Source organism: Paenibacillus gallinarum (assembly GCF_014836635.1).
Classification (GTDB): Bacteria; Bacillota; Bacilli; order Paenibacillales; family Paenibacillaceae; genus Paenibacillus; species Paenibacillus gallinarum.
In genome coordinates, this window is the sequence record NZ_JACSQL010000006.1 from 204,942 (window position 1) to 223,011 (window position 18,070).

19 protein-coding genes are annotated in these 18,070 nt (G+C 39.4%); 15 read left to right on the forward strand and 4 right to left on the reverse strand.

The genetic code is table 11. The features are described 5' to 3' along the window. Window positions 1-362 precede the first annotated feature (362 nt). The 5 genes from H9647_RS14835 to H9647_RS14855 all read left to right on the forward strand — a co-directional run bounded on the left by H9647_RS14835 (window position 363) and on the right by H9647_RS14855 (window position 4,063). Entirely contained in the window at window positions 363-923 is a 561-nt protein-coding gene (locus H9647_RS14835; RefSeq protein ID WP_191801242.1) for an RNA polymerase sigma factor, read from the forward strand. Then, window positions 901-1,722, forward strand: coding sequence for a hypothetical protein (locus H9647_RS14840; RefSeq protein WP_191801244.1), 822 nt, complete (start codon window positions 901-903; stop codon window positions 1,720-1,722). Before H9647_RS14835 ends, H9647_RS14840 begins: the two co-directional genes overlap by 23 nt. A gap of 124 nt (window positions 1,723-1,846) precedes the next feature. Then, window positions 1,847-3,022, forward strand: coding sequence for an alanyl-tRNA editing protein (locus H9647_RS14845; RefSeq protein ID WP_191801246.1), 1,176 nt, complete (start codon window positions 1,847-1,849; stop codon window positions 3,020-3,022). A 108-nt stretch (window positions 3,023-3,130) separates the two neighbouring features. After that, window positions 3,131-3,481 carry a VOC family protein gene (locus H9647_RS14850; RefSeq protein ID WP_191801248.1) on the forward strand — a complete coding sequence of 117 codons (351 nt, stop codon included), beginning with the start codon at window positions 3,131-3,133 and terminating at the stop codon, window positions 3,479-3,481. 12 nt (window positions 3,482-3,493) lie between these two features. Then, entirely contained in the window at window positions 3,494-4,063 is a 570-nt protein-coding gene (locus H9647_RS14855) for a hypothetical protein (RefSeq protein WP_191801250.1), read from the forward strand. Window positions 4,064-4,143: 80 nt separating this feature from the next. On the opposite strand, the gene H9647_RS14860 is transcribed toward H9647_RS14855, so the two are convergent. Continuing rightward, window positions 4,144-4,896, reverse strand: a complete 753-nt coding sequence (locus H9647_RS14860) for a DeoR/GlpR family DNA-binding transcription regulator (protein WP_191801252.1) — start codon at window positions 4,894-4,896, stop codon at window positions 4,144-4,146. A gap of 262 nt (window positions 4,897-5,158) precedes the next feature. Between H9647_RS14860 and H9647_RS14865 the strand changes: the two genes are divergently transcribed. The 3 genes from H9647_RS14865 (at window position 5,159) to H9647_RS14875 (ending at window position 6,939) form a co-directional block, all read left to right on the forward strand. Continuing rightward, a complete protein-coding gene (locus H9647_RS14865; protein WP_225229308.1) occupies window positions 5,159-5,971 on the forward strand; it encodes a class I SAM-dependent methyltransferase in 813 nt (270 codons plus the stop codon). Window positions 5,972-6,055: 84 nt separating this feature from the next. Then, entirely contained in the window at window positions 6,056-6,514 is a 459-nt protein-coding gene (locus H9647_RS14870; RefSeq protein ID WP_191801254.1) for a DUF5301 domain-containing protein, read from the forward strand. Window positions 6,515-6,543: 29 nt separating this feature from the next. Next, entirely contained in the window at window positions 6,544-6,939 is a 396-nt protein-coding gene (locus tag H9647_RS14875; RefSeq protein ID WP_225229309.1) for a DUF5412 domain-containing protein, read from the forward strand. Between the two features lie 48 nt (window positions 6,940-6,987). On the opposite strand, the gene H9647_RS14880 is transcribed toward H9647_RS14875, so the two are convergent. The 3 genes from H9647_RS14880 to garR all read right to left on the reverse strand — a co-directional run bounded on the left by H9647_RS14880 (window position 6,988) and on the right by garR (window position 10,796). Continuing rightward, window positions 6,988-8,307, reverse strand: a complete 1,320-nt coding sequence (locus H9647_RS14880) for a gluconate:H+ symporter (RefSeq protein WP_191801256.1) — start codon at window positions 8,305-8,307, stop codon at window positions 6,988-6,990. A 157-nt stretch (window positions 8,308-8,464) separates the two neighbouring features. Further along, on the reverse strand, window positions 8,465-9,901 hold the full coding sequence (locus tag H9647_RS14885; protein ID WP_191801258.1) for a four-carbon acid sugar kinase family protein: 1,437 nt from the start codon (window positions 9,899-9,901) through the stop codon (window positions 8,465-8,467). Beyond that, window positions 9,888-10,796 (reverse strand): 2-hydroxy-3-oxopropionate reductase, encoded by a 909-nt coding sequence (gene garR, locus H9647_RS14890; RefSeq protein ID WP_191801260.1) that lies wholly within the window; start codon window positions 10,794-10,796, stop codon window positions 9,888-9,890. The genes H9647_RS14885 and garR overlap by 14 nt, the downstream gene beginning before the upstream one ends. Window positions 10,797-11,126: 330 nt before the next feature. Here garR and H9647_RS14895 point away from each other — a divergent pair, with 330 nt between their 5' ends. From H9647_RS14895 to H9647_RS14925, 7 genes are all read left to right on the forward strand, one after another. After that, window positions 11,127-11,771, forward strand: a complete 645-nt coding sequence (locus H9647_RS14895) for a GntR family transcriptional regulator (RefSeq protein WP_191801262.1) — start codon at window positions 11,127-11,129, stop codon at window positions 11,769-11,771. Between the two features lie 143 nt (window positions 11,772-11,914). Continuing rightward, a complete protein-coding gene (locus tag H9647_RS14900) occupies window positions 11,915-12,319 on the forward strand; it encodes an RDD family protein (RefSeq protein WP_191801264.1) in 405 nt (134 codons plus the stop codon). Window positions 12,320-12,561: 242 nt separating this feature from the next. Further along, window positions 12,562-13,245, forward strand: coding sequence for a YjjG family noncanonical pyrimidine nucleotidase (locus H9647_RS14905; protein ID WP_191801397.1), 684 nt, complete (start codon window positions 12,562-12,564; stop codon window positions 13,243-13,245). A gap of 286 nt (window positions 13,246-13,531) precedes the next feature. Further along, window positions 13,532-14,791: a M20/M25/M40 family metallo-hydrolase gene (locus H9647_RS14910; RefSeq protein WP_191801267.1), complete on the forward strand. Its 1,260-nt coding sequence runs from the start codon at window positions 13,532-13,534 to the stop codon at window positions 14,789-14,791. Between the two features lie 63 nt (window positions 14,792-14,854). Further along, on the forward strand, window positions 14,855-15,649 hold the full coding sequence (locus tag H9647_RS14915) for a DUF3100 domain-containing protein (protein WP_191801269.1): 795 nt from the start codon (window positions 14,855-14,857) through the stop codon (window positions 15,647-15,649). After that, complete coding sequence (locus tag H9647_RS14920) at window positions 15,649-16,131, forward strand: hypothetical protein (RefSeq protein ID WP_191801271.1); 483 nt, start codon at window positions 15,649-15,651, stop codon at window positions 16,129-16,131. Before H9647_RS14915 ends, H9647_RS14920 begins: the two co-directional genes overlap by 1 nt. 349 nt (window positions 16,132-16,480) lie before the next feature. Next, window positions 16,481-17,899, forward strand: a complete 1,419-nt coding sequence (locus H9647_RS14925) for an alanine/glycine:cation symporter family protein (protein ID WP_191801273.1) — start codon at window positions 16,481-16,483, stop codon at window positions 17,897-17,899. Window positions 17,900-18,070 lie beyond the last annotated feature (171 nt).

Genomic DNA, 18,070 nt, shown 5'->3' on the forward strand with positions numbered 1-18,070 from the left:
TTTTCTTATGTTGATGATAATATCACCTTCTTTATTAACTTATTAAGTATTTAGCTATACTTTCTGCAACTTCTCCATTATCTTGGAAGTTTTTAATTAATTCAATATTTTCGAAGCCATCTGTTTTTTCAACAACTTTTAATTTCAAATACATAGTATCACCGACTGAAAACGATTTGTCAGATCATCTTTAAATACCACTTCACTATGGCAAAATGCCCTGGCAATCAGCTGAGGGCATTTTCACTTTCACCATTGATTTGTATATAAGCTTCGTACACAGATGTCACATTAAGTTCGTACCAATAGTTATATATCATAAGCAGTTAAAAAAATGGTGGGCGAAAGGGGGGAACGGGGCGTTGGGAATACAAAATCGTATTGATCAGATTCTCCAGGGTCGTGTGGAGTTATTTGAGCAGATTGTGCAGGAACATCAGCGAAGTATTTCTACCTTCTGTTATTTTATGCTTGGTGACCGGCAGGAGGCAGAAGATGCGACGCAAGAAGTGTTTTTTAAAGCCTATCGAAATTTGGGCAATTATCGACATGACAGTGAAGCACTCTTTAAGTCATGGCTGTATAAGATTGCCTCGAATTACTGCAGCAGTTTACTGCGAAGGAAGAAAATGTGGCAGCTTCTCATGCCATTGATTCGTAATGAAGAGTCCGAGAAAAGTGCAGAACAGATTTTTTCTGAGGAATTTAATCCTCATCTGCCCTGGCTGGAAATATTAAATCCAGGCGAGAAAGAGATGTTAGCGCTGCGAGTCATCGAAGATAAGCCTTTTGATGAGATTTCTGAGATCTTAGGTATTAGTCCGGCAGCCGGGAGAAAGAGATTTGAACGATTGAAGAACAAATTAAATAAGAATAGAACCCAGTGGGAGGCTTGGAAGTATGAACAACGAACAGAAAGTTGATCAATTGATTAAGTGCATGCAAAGTCAAAGTACAAGCTTACCTGATATGGATGTGAGGGATCGTGTAATGGATCGGGTGCATAGCTTTCACAGATTCCATTATACGAAAGATTTAGGGAGAAAAATACGGAAGTACCCGGTGTGGCTTACAGCGGCAGCACTTCTATTCGTCACAACGGTATCCGTCAGTGCGGCCACATTCTTTAAAACAGACTGGAACGGGATTCAGGTTATGATTGATGGTTCTATTGAAGGTTCGACTACAAATACCTCTGTGGGCAGTACAACTTCTTATAAAACGCATCTGGATGAAGCCATATCCAAGATGAGTGATACTTGGAAGATTGTATCCATAGAAGAAGCGGAAGAACAAATGGGTTTTACCGCATTAAGACCGAAAATGATAGATATGATAGATCATCATTATATTTTATCTGAATCATTTGGTGTATTGGCGCATGATACCAACTACCGAGTAAAGTCAGAAGATGAATGGTGGTTGGGCGGGATTTATGATGTGTTTCGCCTGGATCAAAACGATGTTGTTGTTAAACAGAATTTGGACCCAGCGATGACACAATCAATAAGGGATGAGATCACAATGTCTCTCACCTTCCAAGATGCCTCATGGGAAAATATCGAAATAGCTAATGATGCGCTGGCGATGTATACTACAACCGGTGATAAAAACTTATTGATAATTAATTACAAAAATTCGGACCATCAGGTGATCTCTATTGAACTGCAGGGAAATGTTACAAAAGAAGAGTTAATCCAGCTGGCTAAAAGCTATCTTTAAAGGAATACCCATCTTAAATAACTCACGATGAGCAGGCGCTTTGGCGCTTGCTTTTGTTTTTTTGACTGTATACACAAACAACTATAATATGAAATCATGAATTACATAGGAGAGGAAATAAAACATGACTAAAAAGATGTACTACGATTCTGCTTATCAAACCGAGTGGGAGACAAATATAATTGAAGCAATCGAGAGAGAAGATGGTTATGATGTCGTTTTGGAAGAGACTGCTTTCTATCCGCACGGTGGTGGACAACCCTGTGACACAGGCTACATTCAGGGCATTCCAGTTTTAGATGTAGTAACTCATGGAGATCGTGTCTTACATAAGCTTGAGCGTGTTCCTGAGGATCGTACGGTATCATGTAAAATCGATTGGGACCGGCGGTTTGATCATATGCAGCAGCATAGTGGACAGCATTTACTCTCTGCAGTATGTCTGGACTTGTATGAAATAAAAACACTAAGCTTCCATTTAGGGGTTGATTATTGCACGATTGATGTGGAAACAGCTGAACTAAAAGCGGAGCAGCTTGAGAACATTGAACGCGAGGTGAACCGCCACATTTATCTCAATCATCCGATTCTCTCTTACTGGGTGGATGAGACAGAAGTGAAATCAATCAACCTAGTGAAACAGCCTACCGTGAGTGATGATATTCGTATTGTAGAAATTAAAGATGTGGAATACAACGCATGCGGTGGAACACATGTCTCGTCAACGGGCGAAATCGGTATCATTAAGCTGCTCAAAATGGAAAAACAGAAGGGTAACACTCGTATTTATTTTAAATGTGGATATAGAGCGCTAGAAGAGTTTAATGAATCACAGCGGATCCTTGGAGCCTTGTCCTCCCGATTCAAAACAGCGAAGGATGAGATTCTTCACCGAATTGAGAAATGGGAGCAAGAGCAAAAACAACTACAAGCGGAGCTTACTCTGCTTAAAGAACAAAATAACGAATATCTTGCAGCGAAATTGCTAAGTCATCAAGACGGAAACCTCATTGCTGAGATCTTTGAAGATAAATCAGTTAAGGATCTGCAAAGCTTGGCAAGTACACTTTCCGCTCGCAGTCACGCTGCGATATTGCTGGCAAGCAAGGCAGAGAATAAAGTTGTCTTGTCACAGAATAAGGAAGCAGGTCATTCCTGCGGAGCATTTTTCAAAGCTCACTTAGGAACTTATAACGGAAAAGGCGGAGGCAGCGACATACTGGCTCAGGCAGGATTTTCAACTTGGGAGGATGCTCAAGCATTTTATGAATATTCCTCACAGGCACTTAAAGAACAATAGAAAAAGACTAGAAGAGGATGAGCCTAGTAGGGCTTGTCCTTTTTTTGTGAAAGGATACAGCGAAATGTTATCGAATTAGGTGAATACCAGACTTTTGGAGGGGATAACTTGATTTCTGAACTGACCATACAAATTCGAGTAGCGGATTTTGAAAAAGGGCTGCATTGGTATACAACGTTATTACAAAGGACACCTGATTTAATTCCTCACAACGGTTTTGCTGAATGGGAGATATTACCTGGTTGTTGGCTTCAAGTAGCCGAAGGTATTCCTTCTGAAGGTAGCGGCCCCATCCGGCTCGGAGTAACTTCAATTGAAGAAGAAAGAAGCAGATTGATGAGTGAACTTCATATGGATCATTTTGAAATATACGCAAGAGAAGAGGTGCCTTCTAAATGGGCTACTTTTGCTGATCCTTGGGGGAACCGGCTAGGTTTCTTTGAAAATATGAATGAGTAGCGGAGGTGGGTCATGTTTGGGTATATGGAGGAATTCACGGTGCACTACACTATGTTGCTGAAATACACTAACTTTACCGCTACCGATCAGTCAATATCTCCTTCTTATGAATTTACATATCAACATCCAAATGATTCTCATCTTAGGAAGCTCCGTGAGCAATACCAATTGAACGAAGTTGCGGGTACAGGGGATGAAGTATCACAGATTATCAATTTGATGAAGTGGGTCGATCAACGTCTGATTCATGGGAATGAACCTCCACCGAAACTTGTTCATGCCCTTTCTGTGTTAGAGATGACGGAACATGCAGATATGAAAGTGAATTGTTACGTAATTGCAACGGTACTAACTGAAGTTTATCTCAGTTTAGGTTTTCCTGCGCGTGCCAAAAATTTGTTCTGGTTTCTTTGCCCATGTGATAGTCAATTTCATTACGAAGCTACCAACCAGAAGAAAGAGTTCTGTGCCTTAGTACCGGAACATTATTATCCCCTTGAACTCACGGCTGAATCTGCATATCGAACTAGTGTTCATGTCACATCAGAGAACGCCATATTTTGGCGAGCTCCCGGAGTGTAACATCATATAATAGAATAAGAAAAAGCCGTAGTCTCATGACTTCGGCTTGTCTCATTACGCTGTCTTTACAAGTTATGTTGTTAATAGATAAGTTCAATCTCATGTTCCTGAAACAGTTGTTTCCATGTGTCAGAAGGCTCCTGATCCGTAATGATAACATGAATGTTTTCAAAATGAGACAAATGAACAAAAGCGGTTCGATCAAACTTAGTATGATCAGCCAAGAGAATAACTTGTTCAGCTTGTTGAATCATTTTCCGCTTAAGCTCACATTCTGCTTCATTAGAATCCATAATACCGTGATCAAGAGATAAGGCTTTACAGCTCATAATAAACTTGTCTACATGATATTTTCGGGCAGTATCGTGTGCAACAGTTCCTACTAATGACATAGAAGGAGCTCTTAGCGTACCCCCCGTAGAAATGATCTGGTGACCTGAGGCAGCAAATTCCTGCAGTATAATAGAACTTGTAATCACGGTAAGACCTTGACGCATATTTAATATCTTCAGTAATTCAATGGAACTGGTGCTAGGATCCATCATCAATGTGTCACCATTATGAATATAGGAAAGCGCTTTCTGTGCGATATCTTGTTTAATGTGCAAATTGGTAGCATGACGTGTGTAGAAGGGGAGATCTTCATTGGAATGTCGGTTCATAATAGCTCCGCCATAGGTCCGGGTTAACACCCCTTCCTTCTCCAGTTTCTCTAAATCTCGCCGTATGGTCTCTTCGGTGACTTGAAATTTCTGGCTAAGTTCGGATACGAGTACTCGTTTATCCTTGTTGGCAATATCGATGATCATCTGGCGTCTTTCGGCTGCGAGCATACGAACTCCTTTCTGAAACGAGGCAATATTTGTATGATTATTATAATTTGAAATCAAGAAAAAGTATAGAAATCACCCGATATTAGACTGATAAGTGTTAATTTTGTAAATAAATCTTGTTGTTTTGATCTATATCAGATATATCGATCCAAGATTCGAAAGGTTTGAAATGGTTTATAAGCTCTATATGCTTTTCAAATCAGAAATTTTCATGTACATTAAAGAAGAATACTTGAAAATAAGGGAATTAGAGGAAAATAATATGAATGATAATTTAGATATCTTAACGAAGGACCATATGACAATGACTAACCAAGAAGAGTACGATTATCCAGCTCTATATGACGCGGAGAATGAAGGATTTGATAGTGATTTTGCTTTTGTTGAGAAATGGGCATCGCTCATGGGAGGCACGGTCATAGATCTGGCTTGCGGGACCGGAAGAACGACAATCCCTTTAGCAGAGCGGGGATACCCTATGATTGGGATCGATCTTCATGAAGGTATGCTTGAACGTGCTAGACATAAGTCTGCACAAGAGCATTCTGATATTCGTTGGGAATTACAGAATTGTGAGGAACTGAACCTTGATGTGAAAAGTTCACTTATATTTATGGTAGGTAATGGTTTTCAGCACTTTCTAACGAACGAAGCACAAGATAATCTGCTTCATTCCGTATGTAAGCACTTAAAGGAAAGCGGTATATTTATATTTAACACGCGTTTCCCTAACAAGGAAGAGTTGCTAGCACCGGCAGAAGAGGAATACTGGAAGACTTATATGAACGAGCACGGGAAAGAAATAGATGTATATACGAAAAGTGATTACGATGCGCTGACGCAAGTGCAAGAGTATGAAATATCACGCAGATTAAAACGAGAAGATGGAACAGTTCAGTCTGTTCATCAAAGCAGATTGAAACTCCGCTATACGTATCCGATGGAGATGGAAAGAACACTCGCGAAACATGGACTTAAGGTTATTGAATTGTATGGAGACTGGGAAGAGAATCCTCCCGCGGATTCGAAACCGGAACTGATATACGTCTGTCAGAAAGAAAAAGAATGTATGTAATAAGGAGCGGACCGGGAACCTTCTCGAAAGAGATATTTCTCGGTCTTTTTTATAAGAAAACTTCCCTGCGAGAGGATGAATGGTTTGAAACAGAGGACATTCTTTATGATTTTTCTCTTTATCATCGTAAGCCTTGTTGGAGTGACTATAGGGGTGCAATACGCTCGTACCTTTACTTCTTTCCAATATCTCGTTATGAGACACATAAGCGATACAGATGAAGTGACATCCCTCCGAATCAGTTATACACCACGGGATGAAGAGTGGATTGAAGTTACGGATCAGAAACAAATTCAAAAGATAATGGATGATTTAGCTGACATTCGACTGATGAGAACAAAGGATATCCCATCCTTCGATTCAATGATTTACAAAATGGAGATTGTAGGGAACAAATATGACGATAGATTTACTATTGTCTATGGAGCAGATAATTATTTATATATCCATACTAGTGGTGAGTTGAAAAATCACAAATCATATGCTCAGGGATATAAAATCATAAGTGATAATGATCCAGCGGAGGTATTGTCTCATCAATAATAAGATATAAAGGAAGAGGAGGAGAGATATTGGATAATGAGTTAATAGAAATAAAGAAGATCAGAATAAAGACGCTTCGCGTAATTATAATTGTTGGTTTAGCCTGTATCAGTATTATAGGTTATGGAGTCTATTGGGCCTTGTTCGATACGAATAGATTACCAAAAGGAGAATATCTTACAGAAGTTACCTCACCAGACGGAGCATATACATTAAAAGCTTACCGTGTAAATGGAGGAGCCACTACATCCTTTGCGATAAGAGGGGAGCTAGTAACGAACGACCAGAAAGGCAAGTCCAAAACGATCTATTGGAATGATCACGAAGATAACGCAACTGTGAAATGGATTGACAGCGACACGGTACATATTAATGGGCATACTCTAAACATGCCTAATGAGAAATTCGATTTTAGAACACAATAAAATACATACAAAAAAGGCACTGCTCCGTAGGAACAGTGCCTTTTAAAGTTACATAAATAGATCCAAAATGAGGACACCAGCAAGTCCTACTAACGAAATAATGGTTACCATGACAGACCAGGTTTTAATGGTTTTACCGATACTAAGGTTAAAGTACTCTTTGTAAATCCAGAAACCTGCATCATTTACGTGTGAGAAGGTAACGCTTCCCGCGCCAGCAGCAAGTACCATAAGCTCTGGGCTAACGCCGGTTGCAGCAACAAGAGGTGCGGCAATACCAGCGGCTGTCATTCCTGCTACTGTAGCAGAACCTACCGCAATTCTTAGAATGGCTGCGATCAGCCACGTAAGAAGCAATGGAGAGAGGCTCGAACCCGACATAAGATCGGATATATACTGATCAATATGGCTGTCAACCAGCACTTGTTTGAACGCACCGCCACCTGCAATAATGAGGAGAATCATGCCGATACCGCTTACAGATTCACTAAGAGATTGCATAACTTCCGGCATCTTTTTGCCTAAATTTAAACCTAAAGTGAAGATCGCGACAATAACGGAGATTAATAGAGCTACATTCGCGTTACCGATAAAATTAGTGATGGGTGCAATCGCTGAATCGGGTGCAACAAGTTCAACCACGGTTTGCAGTGCGATTAAAATCACGGGTAGCAGAGCAGTGAAAAGACTGATTCCGAATTTAGGAAGTTCTTCTTCTTTAAATTCTTTTGGATTAAATAGACCTTTTGGAATTTCAATTTCTAAAAATTCTTTTTTGAAAAACTTAGTATATACAGGACCTGCAAGAAGAAAGGCAGGGATAGCAATAATGATTCCAAGGATCATAGTGAGCCCAATATTAGCTTCAAACACATTGGCAACGGCTGTTGGACCAGGGTGCGGGGGCACAAAACCATGCATCGTAATTAGGGCGGCGATTACAGGCATACCCAGATAAAGCACCGGAACTCTAGCTGCAATAGCAATCGTAAATACTAATGGAATCAAGACAACAACACCAGTTTCAAAGAATAAAGCGATTCCAACAATAGCAGCTGTAAAGACAGCCGCAAGCTGAGTTCTCTTTTCACCGAAGGCACTAATCATCGTTGTCGCAATACGCTGCGCACCACCTGAGTCGGTCATTAACTTCCCAAGAATCCCCCCGAAGATAATAATCATGGTGAGATGCCCAAGTGTTCCTCCCAGCCCAGATTCAATCGATCCTATGGCCTCGGTCGGTGTCATTCCTTCTAGCAAAGCAACTGCTAGAGAAACAATAATTAGAGATAAGAAAGCGTTTAACTTACAAACCATCATTAATACTAATAATAGTACAACCCCAATAGTAACAGATATAATCGGCATTTGTTTTTCCTCTTTTCCATTATCACTTCATTAAAGAAGGCCACTTCCATAAGGAGTGTACTCACATATTAACTTTTAGATGAATAAACATTCTTCACGAAAGAGTAATTGCTAAGTTACACTCCTTACTTCAGGGCTCAGTTAAAAATAAAATAGATTACTTTTTGCTTAACATTTCAACAACATCTCTTAAATCCGATTTCGTCCCTACATTACCAGGGAAGATAACATAGGAGATCCCAGGGAATTTGCTCTCATCACCTGTGGTCCAGACAGGAATTCCCGGACGAATTTGACCTGCTACCGTCGCTCTTTTTACTTCAAGACCATTTGTTCCAATGTCACTTGAGGTAATGCCACCTTTAGCAATAATATAAGAAGGTCTAACTTCTAAACGTTTTACGATACTTGTAACTGCATCTGAAATTTTTACAGAAAGTTTCAACTCTTCTTCTTGTTTGCCTTCTCCAAGATCTAAACGTTCTCTTCTTGTATATACGGCAACATTTGTCCCATTTAAAATAAGTTTATTGGTTTCTTCAATGACTCGATTCAATTCTTTTTCGAATTTCTCAGGTTCTAACACAAGATGAACGTCAAACTCAATGAATTCGATGTCATTTGATTTTTTTAGTTCCTCAAATTGCTCCGTTGTTTTTTTAACATGGGATCCGATAATAACGAGTCCGCCGTGGTTAGTAGATTCACTCATGATCTCATCACGAGAGAGCAGGTCTTTATCGCTCACGCCTCCGATTACCTTCGTAAGTGCCGCAGCACTTCTGAACAGGAAGTTCTTTCCTTTATTCATTGCTCGAATTAGGGCAATGGTAAAGACTTTTACATCAGAATAGTCAACGGCATTTACAATCACTTTATTAAAATCTTCGACTTTCAGCAGTTGCTGTTCAATCGTTTTGATATCTACCGCGCGCAGGCTATCCAGCGAAATATAAGTCATATGTTCGGCTTTATATTCACCGTTCGATTTTTCTTCAGCCCACTCGCCTAAATGTGATTTGGTATAACCAAAGGTGCGGTCTTTCGCAAATTCGGTTTCGCCGGCTGGAACGAGCTCCGTATCGTATTGAACATAGTGAATATTATCAATAGTGAAGCGACCGCCTTCTTTAAAGAAAGGAAGTATGATCTCACCATCAAATTTCATATCCGAATTCGCTTCCACGGTTTCTTTCAACACTTGTGTTTCCAGTGGATAGTGTCCGCGTAATGTGGAATCACCACGGCTGATGATGGTAAATTCGCGATGATTTCTCTTCGCAGCTTCCACGATATTTGCAGCAATTTCTTGATGCGCCTTTGTTGTTTCAGCAGCCGTAAATCCACGTGAATTCGTTAAAATAAAGAACATGGAGTTCTCTTCCTGAAAACCTTTTTCGATACTGTCCAAAGACCAATCCGTATAAACGGAAATGCCGTGTACGGTTTGAACACCCGTTGGATCATCATCGAGAACAATGATTTTTTTATTGAAATTTGATAGTTCTTTTTGAATAGTTTCATTCACATGAGTTGTATCAAAAGAAGGGATTTTGCTGAAGACTTCCTCCACAGATCTTTTATTTGTGCTCATTGCTAAGACCCCCAACTTCGACATTCGCTAGTTTTTCGTAATACTGTACGATACCACCGTGATCATCCATTAGTTTGCCGTCCACTTTTAAGGCATGGAAAATTTCTAAGAGGTGACTGGATAGAGGGAGAGGTACACCAATCTCATGAGCAGTATCCATTACATTCGTAATATCCTTCATATTGATCGCAATCGTTCCACCTGGAGCAAAGTTTCTGTCCAAGATTAAAGGAACTTTAGCATCAAGTACTGCACTTCCTGCTAGTCCGCCTCGGATGGCTTGATACATCTTTTCAATATCAATTCCTGCTTTTGCAGCGAGGACGAGAGCTTCTGACATGGCAGCAATGTTAAGGTTTACAATGATTTGGTTTGCGAGTTTCGCAGTAACACCGCAGCCGCTGTCTCCGACGAGTGTAACAGCACTACCCATATCAAACAGAACTGTTTTTGCTGCTTCGAATACGCTTTCTTTACCACCAACCATAATAGCTAATGTCCCATCAATGGCTTTAGGTTCACCGCCGCTAACTGGTGCATCTAAGAAACCGACGCCTTTTTTGGCTGCTTCTTCAGCAAGTGCTTTGGTAACAGCAGGGGTAATTGAACTCATATCAATAATAATGGAACCTTCTTTTGCTCCAGCTAAAATTCCGTTCTCACCGAGTACAACAGATTGTACATGTTTAGAAGCAGGAAGCATGGTGATGATGATTTCGCTGTTTTCCGCAACTTCCTTTGGTGTATTCGCAGCGGTTGCACCCGCTTCCAATAATGTGTGAACTGCTTCTTGATTTAGGTCATTAACGATCAGTGTGTGTCCGGCTTTTCTGAGGTTTAAAGCCATTGGTTTCCCCATAATACCTAGTCCGATGAATCCTACTTTATGCGCCATGATTTTTTCCTCCTAATAGTATCTTTTTATGTAAGGCCTGGTTCGACATAGAGTTGATTTTTACCCATGTACTTCACTATAATCAGTCATTCGCTTATCATCTTGAGATCAGTGATTCTGTGGAAAGTAAATAGGCAACCGCTTACATTCGTGTTTTCGTTCTTATTGTATACTATAAAGATTATTTTGTATACAATTTAACTTTAAATTGTATACAAAAACTGTGTTAGTTGTAGACGACTATGAATTTATCGTATGCTATATTTCTCTTGCCATTTATATATAAAAGATTTTTCTGTGTTAATTTGGTAATATGAGTAATAACTAGTAATGAAAACGGAGGTGAAGTTAGTGCTTGAAGGTAACAACTCACGACCGGCGTATCATCAATGTTACGAAATTCTCCGTGATAAAATATTAACCGGTGAGCTTTCTAGCGGTACGAAGATCGTCGAAGAAAAACTTGCTACAGAACTTGGCGTCAGCAGAACACCAATAAGGGACTCCATACGCAAATTAGAAAATGAAGGACTTATTGTTCAAAAGAAAGTAGTAAAGCCGACGGAGAAGGACTTACGAAATATATTTAGTGTCAGAATCTTGCTGGAAGGATACTCAGCTCGATGTGCGGCAATCTTTTTAAAAGAAAATGAAATTGAAAAACTGTACGAATATGTGGAGATTGGCAGAAAGGGAACGAAAGAAGAGATTATGTCTGCCAATGAGGATTTTCATAATGATATTGTGAGAGCAAGCAATAATCCGATGATGATTGATATCATTGACCGGATGCAAGCTATCATTTATTTGCTGAGAAAAACCGTTGTTATCTATAATCGGCCTCATCTTATTGATGAACATGAAGACATCTATGAGGCAATTAAGGCAAGAGATGGCGAAAAGGCTGAAGCTTTGATGAAAAAACACCTAGAAAATGATTTGAACTTTTATCTGCATGTCATGAGTAATGACTAGTGTTTCATTCTAATAGGTATGAAAACAATCTCACTTCACTTAAGATCAGGATTTTTTTCTATTTTTCGTAACTGATTCATACCACATGTCGTTATTACCTACATATGAATACAGATAGCCGAATACGAATAGGTGGTGACGGTATGGTAAGTGAACCAGCTGGTTTTTGGTCGCGTTTTTTAGCGGGGCTGCTTGATGGAATCATCGTGGGTCTCCCTTTGTACATTTTGTCTAATATTTTGACCGGGTCTAGTAACGACAATTGGTTATTGCAACTGCTTACTTTTCTTTATTCGCTGCTTCTCCCTGTCTTCTGGGGAGGGTGTACCATCGGGAAACGAATATGTGGTATCAAAATACAAAAGGTATCAGACGAAGGACCTCCAGGGATCGGGACCATGCTGCTGCGCAATCTGGTAGCGGGCTTCGTATATGGAATTACGTTCGGCATTGGCTGGATTATCAGCTTGTTTATGGTCGTATTCAGAGAAGATAAACGTGCTATTCACGATTTTATTGCGGGGACAGAAGTAGTTCAATTTAAATAATGACTACGAAATCAGGACGATTGGGATTTTCTCAATGTCCTGATTTTTGTAATATCAATCCATAGCGTTTATTGGGAGGAAGATATTCAGAAGGAAAACATATTTAGTTTACATAATAATTATTATGTAAACTAAATAAAAAATGAATACTCTAATCAGGTCATTAGGTATAAAATTAAAGCTCACCATATACTGGTAGAAACTGATTTTCAGAAAAGTATAAAAGAAAGAGATGACACATGATGAATACATATAAGACGTTGTTTTTTGATGTAGATGACACGCTGCTTGATTTTGGTGCGGCAGAGAACAATGCCCTTCAGCTGTTATGTAAAGATATGAAGGTTCCTTTCACACCTGAAATAGAAGCCAGTTACAGAACGATTAACAAGCAATTATGGAGAGCTTTTGAAGAAGGGACGCTTAGTAGAGATGAAGTGTTACATACTCGATTTTCTCTTTTCTTTAAAGAATGGGGACTTGAAGCGGATGGTACCCAGTTAGAGCAAACCTATCGAAGCTATCTTGAACAAGGACATATGCTGATTGATGGGGCCATGGAATTAGTAACGGAGCTGCAACATCGTTATGATCTTTATATCGTAACCAATGGGGTTTCAAGAACGCAAGATATTCGATTGCGCAATTCAGGTCTTTATCCGTATATGAAACAGATTTTTGTATCTGAAGATACCGGTTATCAGAAGCCAATGAAAGAATTTTTTGATTATGTATTTGATCGAATTCCTGATTTTCATCCTTCCTCAGCATTGATCATTGGCGATTCGCTAAGTGCAGATATTAAAGGGGGCGAGCTTGCTGGTCTTGATACCTGCTGGTTTAATCCGAAAGGGCTAGTTAATTCTACAGATATCATCCCAACATATGAAATCTCAGATTTACATCAGTTACATAGCATATTATGAAAAACCACTATTTAAACCAGAAACCGCATTGTTTATATACAATGTGGTTTCTTCTTTTTTTATGAAGTTGCACTCAACCTGCAGGTTGAAACATTCAATGTTTCACTCTATGAAAATCCTCACAATTACCTGATTTATTAACATAATGTTCGGAAATAAAACGAAATTCGACATAAAATTCCTAAAATTATTGACAATGTTCTGCTTTTTACTTATGATGGGGATGTTCTTTTGACATGCATATATTTTTAATTGAATATAAAACGACCTAACTGGGGGACACAGCATGAGTACTTTCACAAAACAGTATGAAGAAATCAAACAAATTGCTAACCGTATTTTTGACAATCCTGAATTAGGTTACAAGGAACAAAAAACACACCAAACAGTTCTTGAATTTTTACTCGAAGTGAATCCTGAGCTTACTTATGAGCTATTCTGCGGCACAGGCATTAAAACGACACTCGGTTCAGGTAAATCGCTGAATCTTGGATTTATTGCTGAACTCGATGCAGTTTATGCACCGTCTCATTTTCAGGCAGATCAAGAAACCGGTGCAGCACATAACTGCGGACATTACACGCAAGTAGCAATAGCCCTCGCACTATATAAGCACTATTTTACAACGAAAGCATATGAATCCTTAGACTTTTCACTTACCTTTATTTTTGTTCCTGCGGAAGAATATCTTGATTTACCTTATCGTGATGCACTGAAAGCGAAAGGGGAAATAACCTACTACGGCGGTAAACCTGAAGCAATGAAACGTGGCATATTTGACGATATTGACCTGGGAGTATGTGTTCATTCCATGGGCGGAGAATATCCGAAACGTACCATTGAAATCAATTGTGATCTAGCAGGTTTTCTGTATAAGAAGTACACATTTAAAGGTCGCGCGTCTCATGCCGGTTTTGATCCATCCTCAGGTACTAATGCGTATAGCATGTCGACTTTATTCAATGTAGCGCTGGGTATGCAGAGACAGCATTTTAAAGATGCAGAAAAGGTGAGAATGAACCCCATTGTGATGCAGTCGGATATGTCTACGAATGTAATCCCTAACCAAATCACAGTTGGAACGGACCTACGTACACAGTCTGTCGAATATATGAAGGAAGTTGCTAAGCAGATGGATCAAGCTGCAAAAGGCAGTGCCATTGCCATGGGCGGAGAGGTTGAAGCTTCTACACAGATGGGCTATTTGCCATTTGTACAAGATCGTTATCTTTCTGAATTTGCGCTGGCTGCATATAAAGAGAATGAAGCGATTGAAGAAATACTTGAAGGTAACGCAATCAGTGCAGCAGGGGATATTGGAGATTTATCTTTCATGATGCCTTGCATTCAAATCGGTTACAGTGGTTTTACAGGTACGATTCATGGTGATGATTTCAAAGATATTGATCCGGAATTCATTTATGAAATTTTCCCTAGATTTTTGACAGAAGTCTTTAACAAAATGAACGGTCAGCTCGACAAATCTAGAATCTATCGCCGTACGTTCGATGAGTATGAAGCACTTCTAGCATCCATTACGGAGTAATCTTTATCCACTAAATAGATCAATGAGACAACAAAGAATATACAGAAATGAGGATTTTGGTTCATGAAATCAAAAGGACATCTTGTTTATCTTATCTTATTTGCTTTATTTCTCATTACAGCGGCAGAATGGATTGGAACCCAGTCCATACCGATCGGCGACATAACCATTAACTTGCTCCCACTTGTGTTTGCTATTCTTATTGCCATGATTCTAGGAACTACTATTTTTAGATGCGGTATTATGAAAAAGGTGTACAGTAAAGAAAACGTGAACTTCGCAAGTAAATATCTGATCTACATCATGTTACCTCTTATGGCACGTTACGGAGCGGATGTTGCTCCTAAATTAAGAGAAATTCTTGATGTTGGCTGGGTCTTCTTGCTGCAAGAGATCGGTAACCTCGGAACCGTACTGCTTGGTCTTCCTGTGGCGATTCTACTCGGTCTTCGCAGGGAAGCGATTGGAGCCACCCTGGGGCTTGGTCGTGAAGGTGAACTTGCTTATATTTCTGAGAAATATACACTCGATTCTAGCGAAGGACGCGGGGTATTATCACTGTATATTATAGGTACACTGTTTGGAACCTTGTTCTTTAGTATTATTGCACCTGTACTTCACTCTTTAGGTTTCTCTATTGAAGCACTGGCTATGTCTTCTGGAGTGGGGTCATCTAGTATGATGGTTGGAGCTTCTTCATCCCTGATTGCGATAGCTCCAGATCAAGCTGAAGTCATCAACAGTTATGCTGCAGCGAGTCAATTGCTTACAAGCTTCCTTGGAACGTACACCATGGTATTTTTGGCTGTTCCGCTGCAACGTTTTATGTATAATCTGTTCACTGGAGGAGTGAGATAATGGTACTGGATAAAAAACACTGGATGAAAGCTGGACTTGTACTTTTGCTAAGTGTCTCGCTTATCCTATTTACGGATATTATGAAACAACTTCGGATCGGTGAGGGTGTTACCGTCTCATGGCATACGATTGGTGGACTGGCTGTATTATGGTTGTTCTCGATGATAGGCATTTTGATTTCCTCTTTAATGAAGAAAGTACCTGTTAAAGTACTGCAAGAGTTTCCTGTGCTTGGCTGGGTATCCATTACGTCTTTAGTATTCTGCCTTAGTTCTGACGTCTTTGTAGAAGCTATTCAAGCCGTTAATTTCTTATCAATTACTACACCTATTTTGGCTTTCGCTGGGATCTCCGTAGTAGACCGTCTGTCAGATCTTCGTAAAACATCTTGGCGCGTTGCTATTGTTGCATTATTCGTATTTACCGGCACATACCTTGGTAGTGCCATTTTATCCGAAATTGGTCTTTCTTTAACTCGTTAGTAATACTATTTTCACTTATGCAAATACTATACAAAGAAATGAGAAATAACCTGTTCCTATGAATAGGTTATTTCTTTTATTTCGGATAAAAAGACATTGTATTTCTGCTCTGTATATATCTCCAGGTATAAAAAAACATAAGTGTGTATATAATTGCAAGATGTCCTGTTTGTAATATATCTTGACATGAAAAAATCATTTTTATACTATAAAATTAATATAGCGTAAATTAATAAAAATAAGTATAATAAAAAAATGCGTTATTAAATTTCAATGTTAATAATACTAACAAGAGATCGTTAAGGACATCGTTCCCTTAAACGAATATACAACATGATGGAGGTTTGAGATGCAAGACATTTTACAAAAAGGAATTAGTTTGATTAACGATGTGCTTTGGTCTTACGTTCTAATCGTCTTATTGGTTACGATCGGGCTTTACTTCACATGGAAATCAGGTTTTATGCAGTTCACTTACATAAAAGATATGTTCCGTGAACTCAAAGGATCAAACAAGAAGAACAAAAATGAAATTTCCGCTTTCCAAGCATTTTGCATCAGTATGGCTGCTCGTGTCGGAACAGGTAACATCACGGGTATCGCTCTCGCAATCGGTATTGGGGGTCCCGGTGCTGTATTCTGGATGTGGATTATCGCGATCATCGGATCTGCATCTAGTTTTGTGGAAAGTACACTTGCTCAGGTTTATAAAATCAAGGACAAACAAGGGTTCCGCGGCGGACCTGCCTACTATATGGAACAAGGGCTTAACAAGCGTTGGATGGGAATCCTGTTTGCTGTCTTGATTACAGTATCCTTTGGACTCGTATTTAATGCAGTTCAAGCCAATACAGTAGCAACAGCTTTCCAAAATTCATTTGGCATTGATCCGTTATGGCTCGGTATTGCGATGGTTGTAGCGTTCGGGATTATTATTTTTGGCGGTATTAAACGAATTGCTAAAATCTCTGAATACATTGTCGTTGTCATGGCCGTTATTTATATCGGTATTGCTCTAATTGCAGTAATAATGAATATTACTGAAGTTCCTGCGATGATTGCTACCATCGTTAAACATGCATTTGGTTTTGAACAATTTGCGGGTGGTACGCTTGGTGGAGCTCTCATGCAAGGGGTTAAACGAGGACTCTTCTCCAATGAAGCAGGTATGGGTAGTGCGCCGAATGCGGCTGCTACAGCAACAACAAGTCATCCAGCTAAACAAGGTTTAATTCAAGCTTTAGCCGTTTTGATTGATACGCTGATTATTTGTACAAGTACTGCTTTCTTGGTACTTCTCTCAGGTGCTTACACAGATCCATCTGTTAATACAGAAGGGATTGTACTTACACAAACTGCACTGAGCATCCATTTTGGTGATTGGGCGTCAGGTATGCTTGCATTGATGATTTTCCTATTTGCATTTAGTACGCTGATTGGTAACTACTATTATGGTGAAACAAATATCGAGTTCATTAAATCAAGCAAAACAACGCTTGTGGTTTACCGAATTGCTGTTCTTGCTATGATCATGTTTGGTTCGATCGCTAGCGTGAAGCTTGTCTGGGATATGGCCGACCTGTTTATGGGCTTCATGGTTATTGTTAACTTAATAGCCATTACGCTCTTATCAAAGGTCGCATTCGCTGCGTTGAAGGATTATTCAAAACAAAGAAAAGAAGGCAAAGATCCTGTATTCTACAAAGATTCCATTCCAGGAATCGAGAATGTAACAGGCTGGGAAGAATCACCTAAAGTGAAATCCTAATGTAATTTATCAAAGATTGTAGACAGACTAGTTTAAGTTAGTTTGTCTACAATCGGGCTCCTACCTTTCGGTAGGAGCTTTTTTTTGTGTCATCAATTGTATGAAGTGGTTAAATTCATTATAATAAAACAAATACCCAAAATTTTCTATTAATTATTCTAATTAGGAAGT

What these genes read in the sequence shown, in the direction of transcription:
- H9647_RS14880 (WP_191801256.1), bottom strand. Translation starts at nt 8,307, where the DNA reads ATGCCGATTATATCTGTTACTATTGGGGTTGTACTATTATTAGTATTA.
- H9647_RS14920 (WP_191801271.1), top strand. Translation starts at nt 15,649, where the DNA reads ATGGTACTGGATAAAAAACACTGGATGAAAGCTGGACTTGTACTTTTG.
- H9647_RS14885 (WP_191801258.1), bottom strand. Translation starts at nt 9,901, where the DNA reads ATGAGCACAAATAAAAGATCTGTGGAGGAAGTCTTCAGCAAAATCCCT.
- H9647_RS14925 (WP_191801273.1), top strand. Translation starts at nt 16,481, where the DNA reads ATGCAAGACATTTTACAAAAAGGAATTAGTTTGATTAACGATGTGCTT.
- H9647_RS14910 (WP_191801267.1), top strand. Translation starts at nt 13,532, where the DNA reads ATGAGTACTTTCACAAAACAGTATGAAGAAATCAAACAAATTGCTAAC.
- H9647_RS14860 (WP_191801252.1), bottom strand. Translation starts at nt 4,896, where the DNA reads ATGCTCGCAGCCGAAAGACGCCAGATGATCATCGATATTGCCAACAAG.
- H9647_RS14900 (WP_191801264.1), top strand. Translation starts at nt 11,915, where the DNA reads ATGGTAAGTGAACCAGCTGGTTTTTGGTCGCGTTTTTTAGCGGGGCTG.
- H9647_RS14840 (WP_191801244.1), top strand. Translation starts at nt 901, where the DNA reads ATGAACAACGAACAGAAAGTTGATCAATTGATTAAGTGCATGCAAAGT.
- H9647_RS14905 (WP_191801397.1), top strand. Translation starts at nt 12,562, where the DNA reads ATGAATACATATAAGACGTTGTTTTTTGATGTAGATGACACGCTGCTT.
- H9647_RS14845 (WP_191801246.1), top strand. Translation starts at nt 1,847, where the DNA reads ATGACTAAAAAGATGTACTACGATTCTGCTTATCAAACCGAGTGGGAG.
- H9647_RS14865 (WP_225229308.1), top strand. Translation starts at nt 5,159, where the DNA reads ATGAATGATAATTTAGATATCTTAACGAAGGACCATATGACAATGACT.
- H9647_RS14895 (WP_191801262.1), top strand. Translation starts at nt 11,127, where the DNA reads ATGAAAACGGAGGTGAAGTTAGTGCTTGAAGGTAACAACTCACGACCG.
- H9647_RS14915 (WP_191801269.1), top strand. Translation starts at nt 14,855, where the DNA reads ATGAAATCAAAAGGACATCTTGTTTATCTTATCTTATTTGCTTTATTT.
- H9647_RS14855 (WP_191801250.1), top strand. Translation starts at nt 3,494, where the DNA reads ATGTTTGGGTATATGGAGGAATTCACGGTGCACTACACTATGTTGCTG.
- garR (WP_191801260.1), bottom strand. Translation starts at nt 10,796, where the DNA reads ATGGCGCATAAAGTAGGATTCATCGGACTAGGTATTATGGGGAAACCA.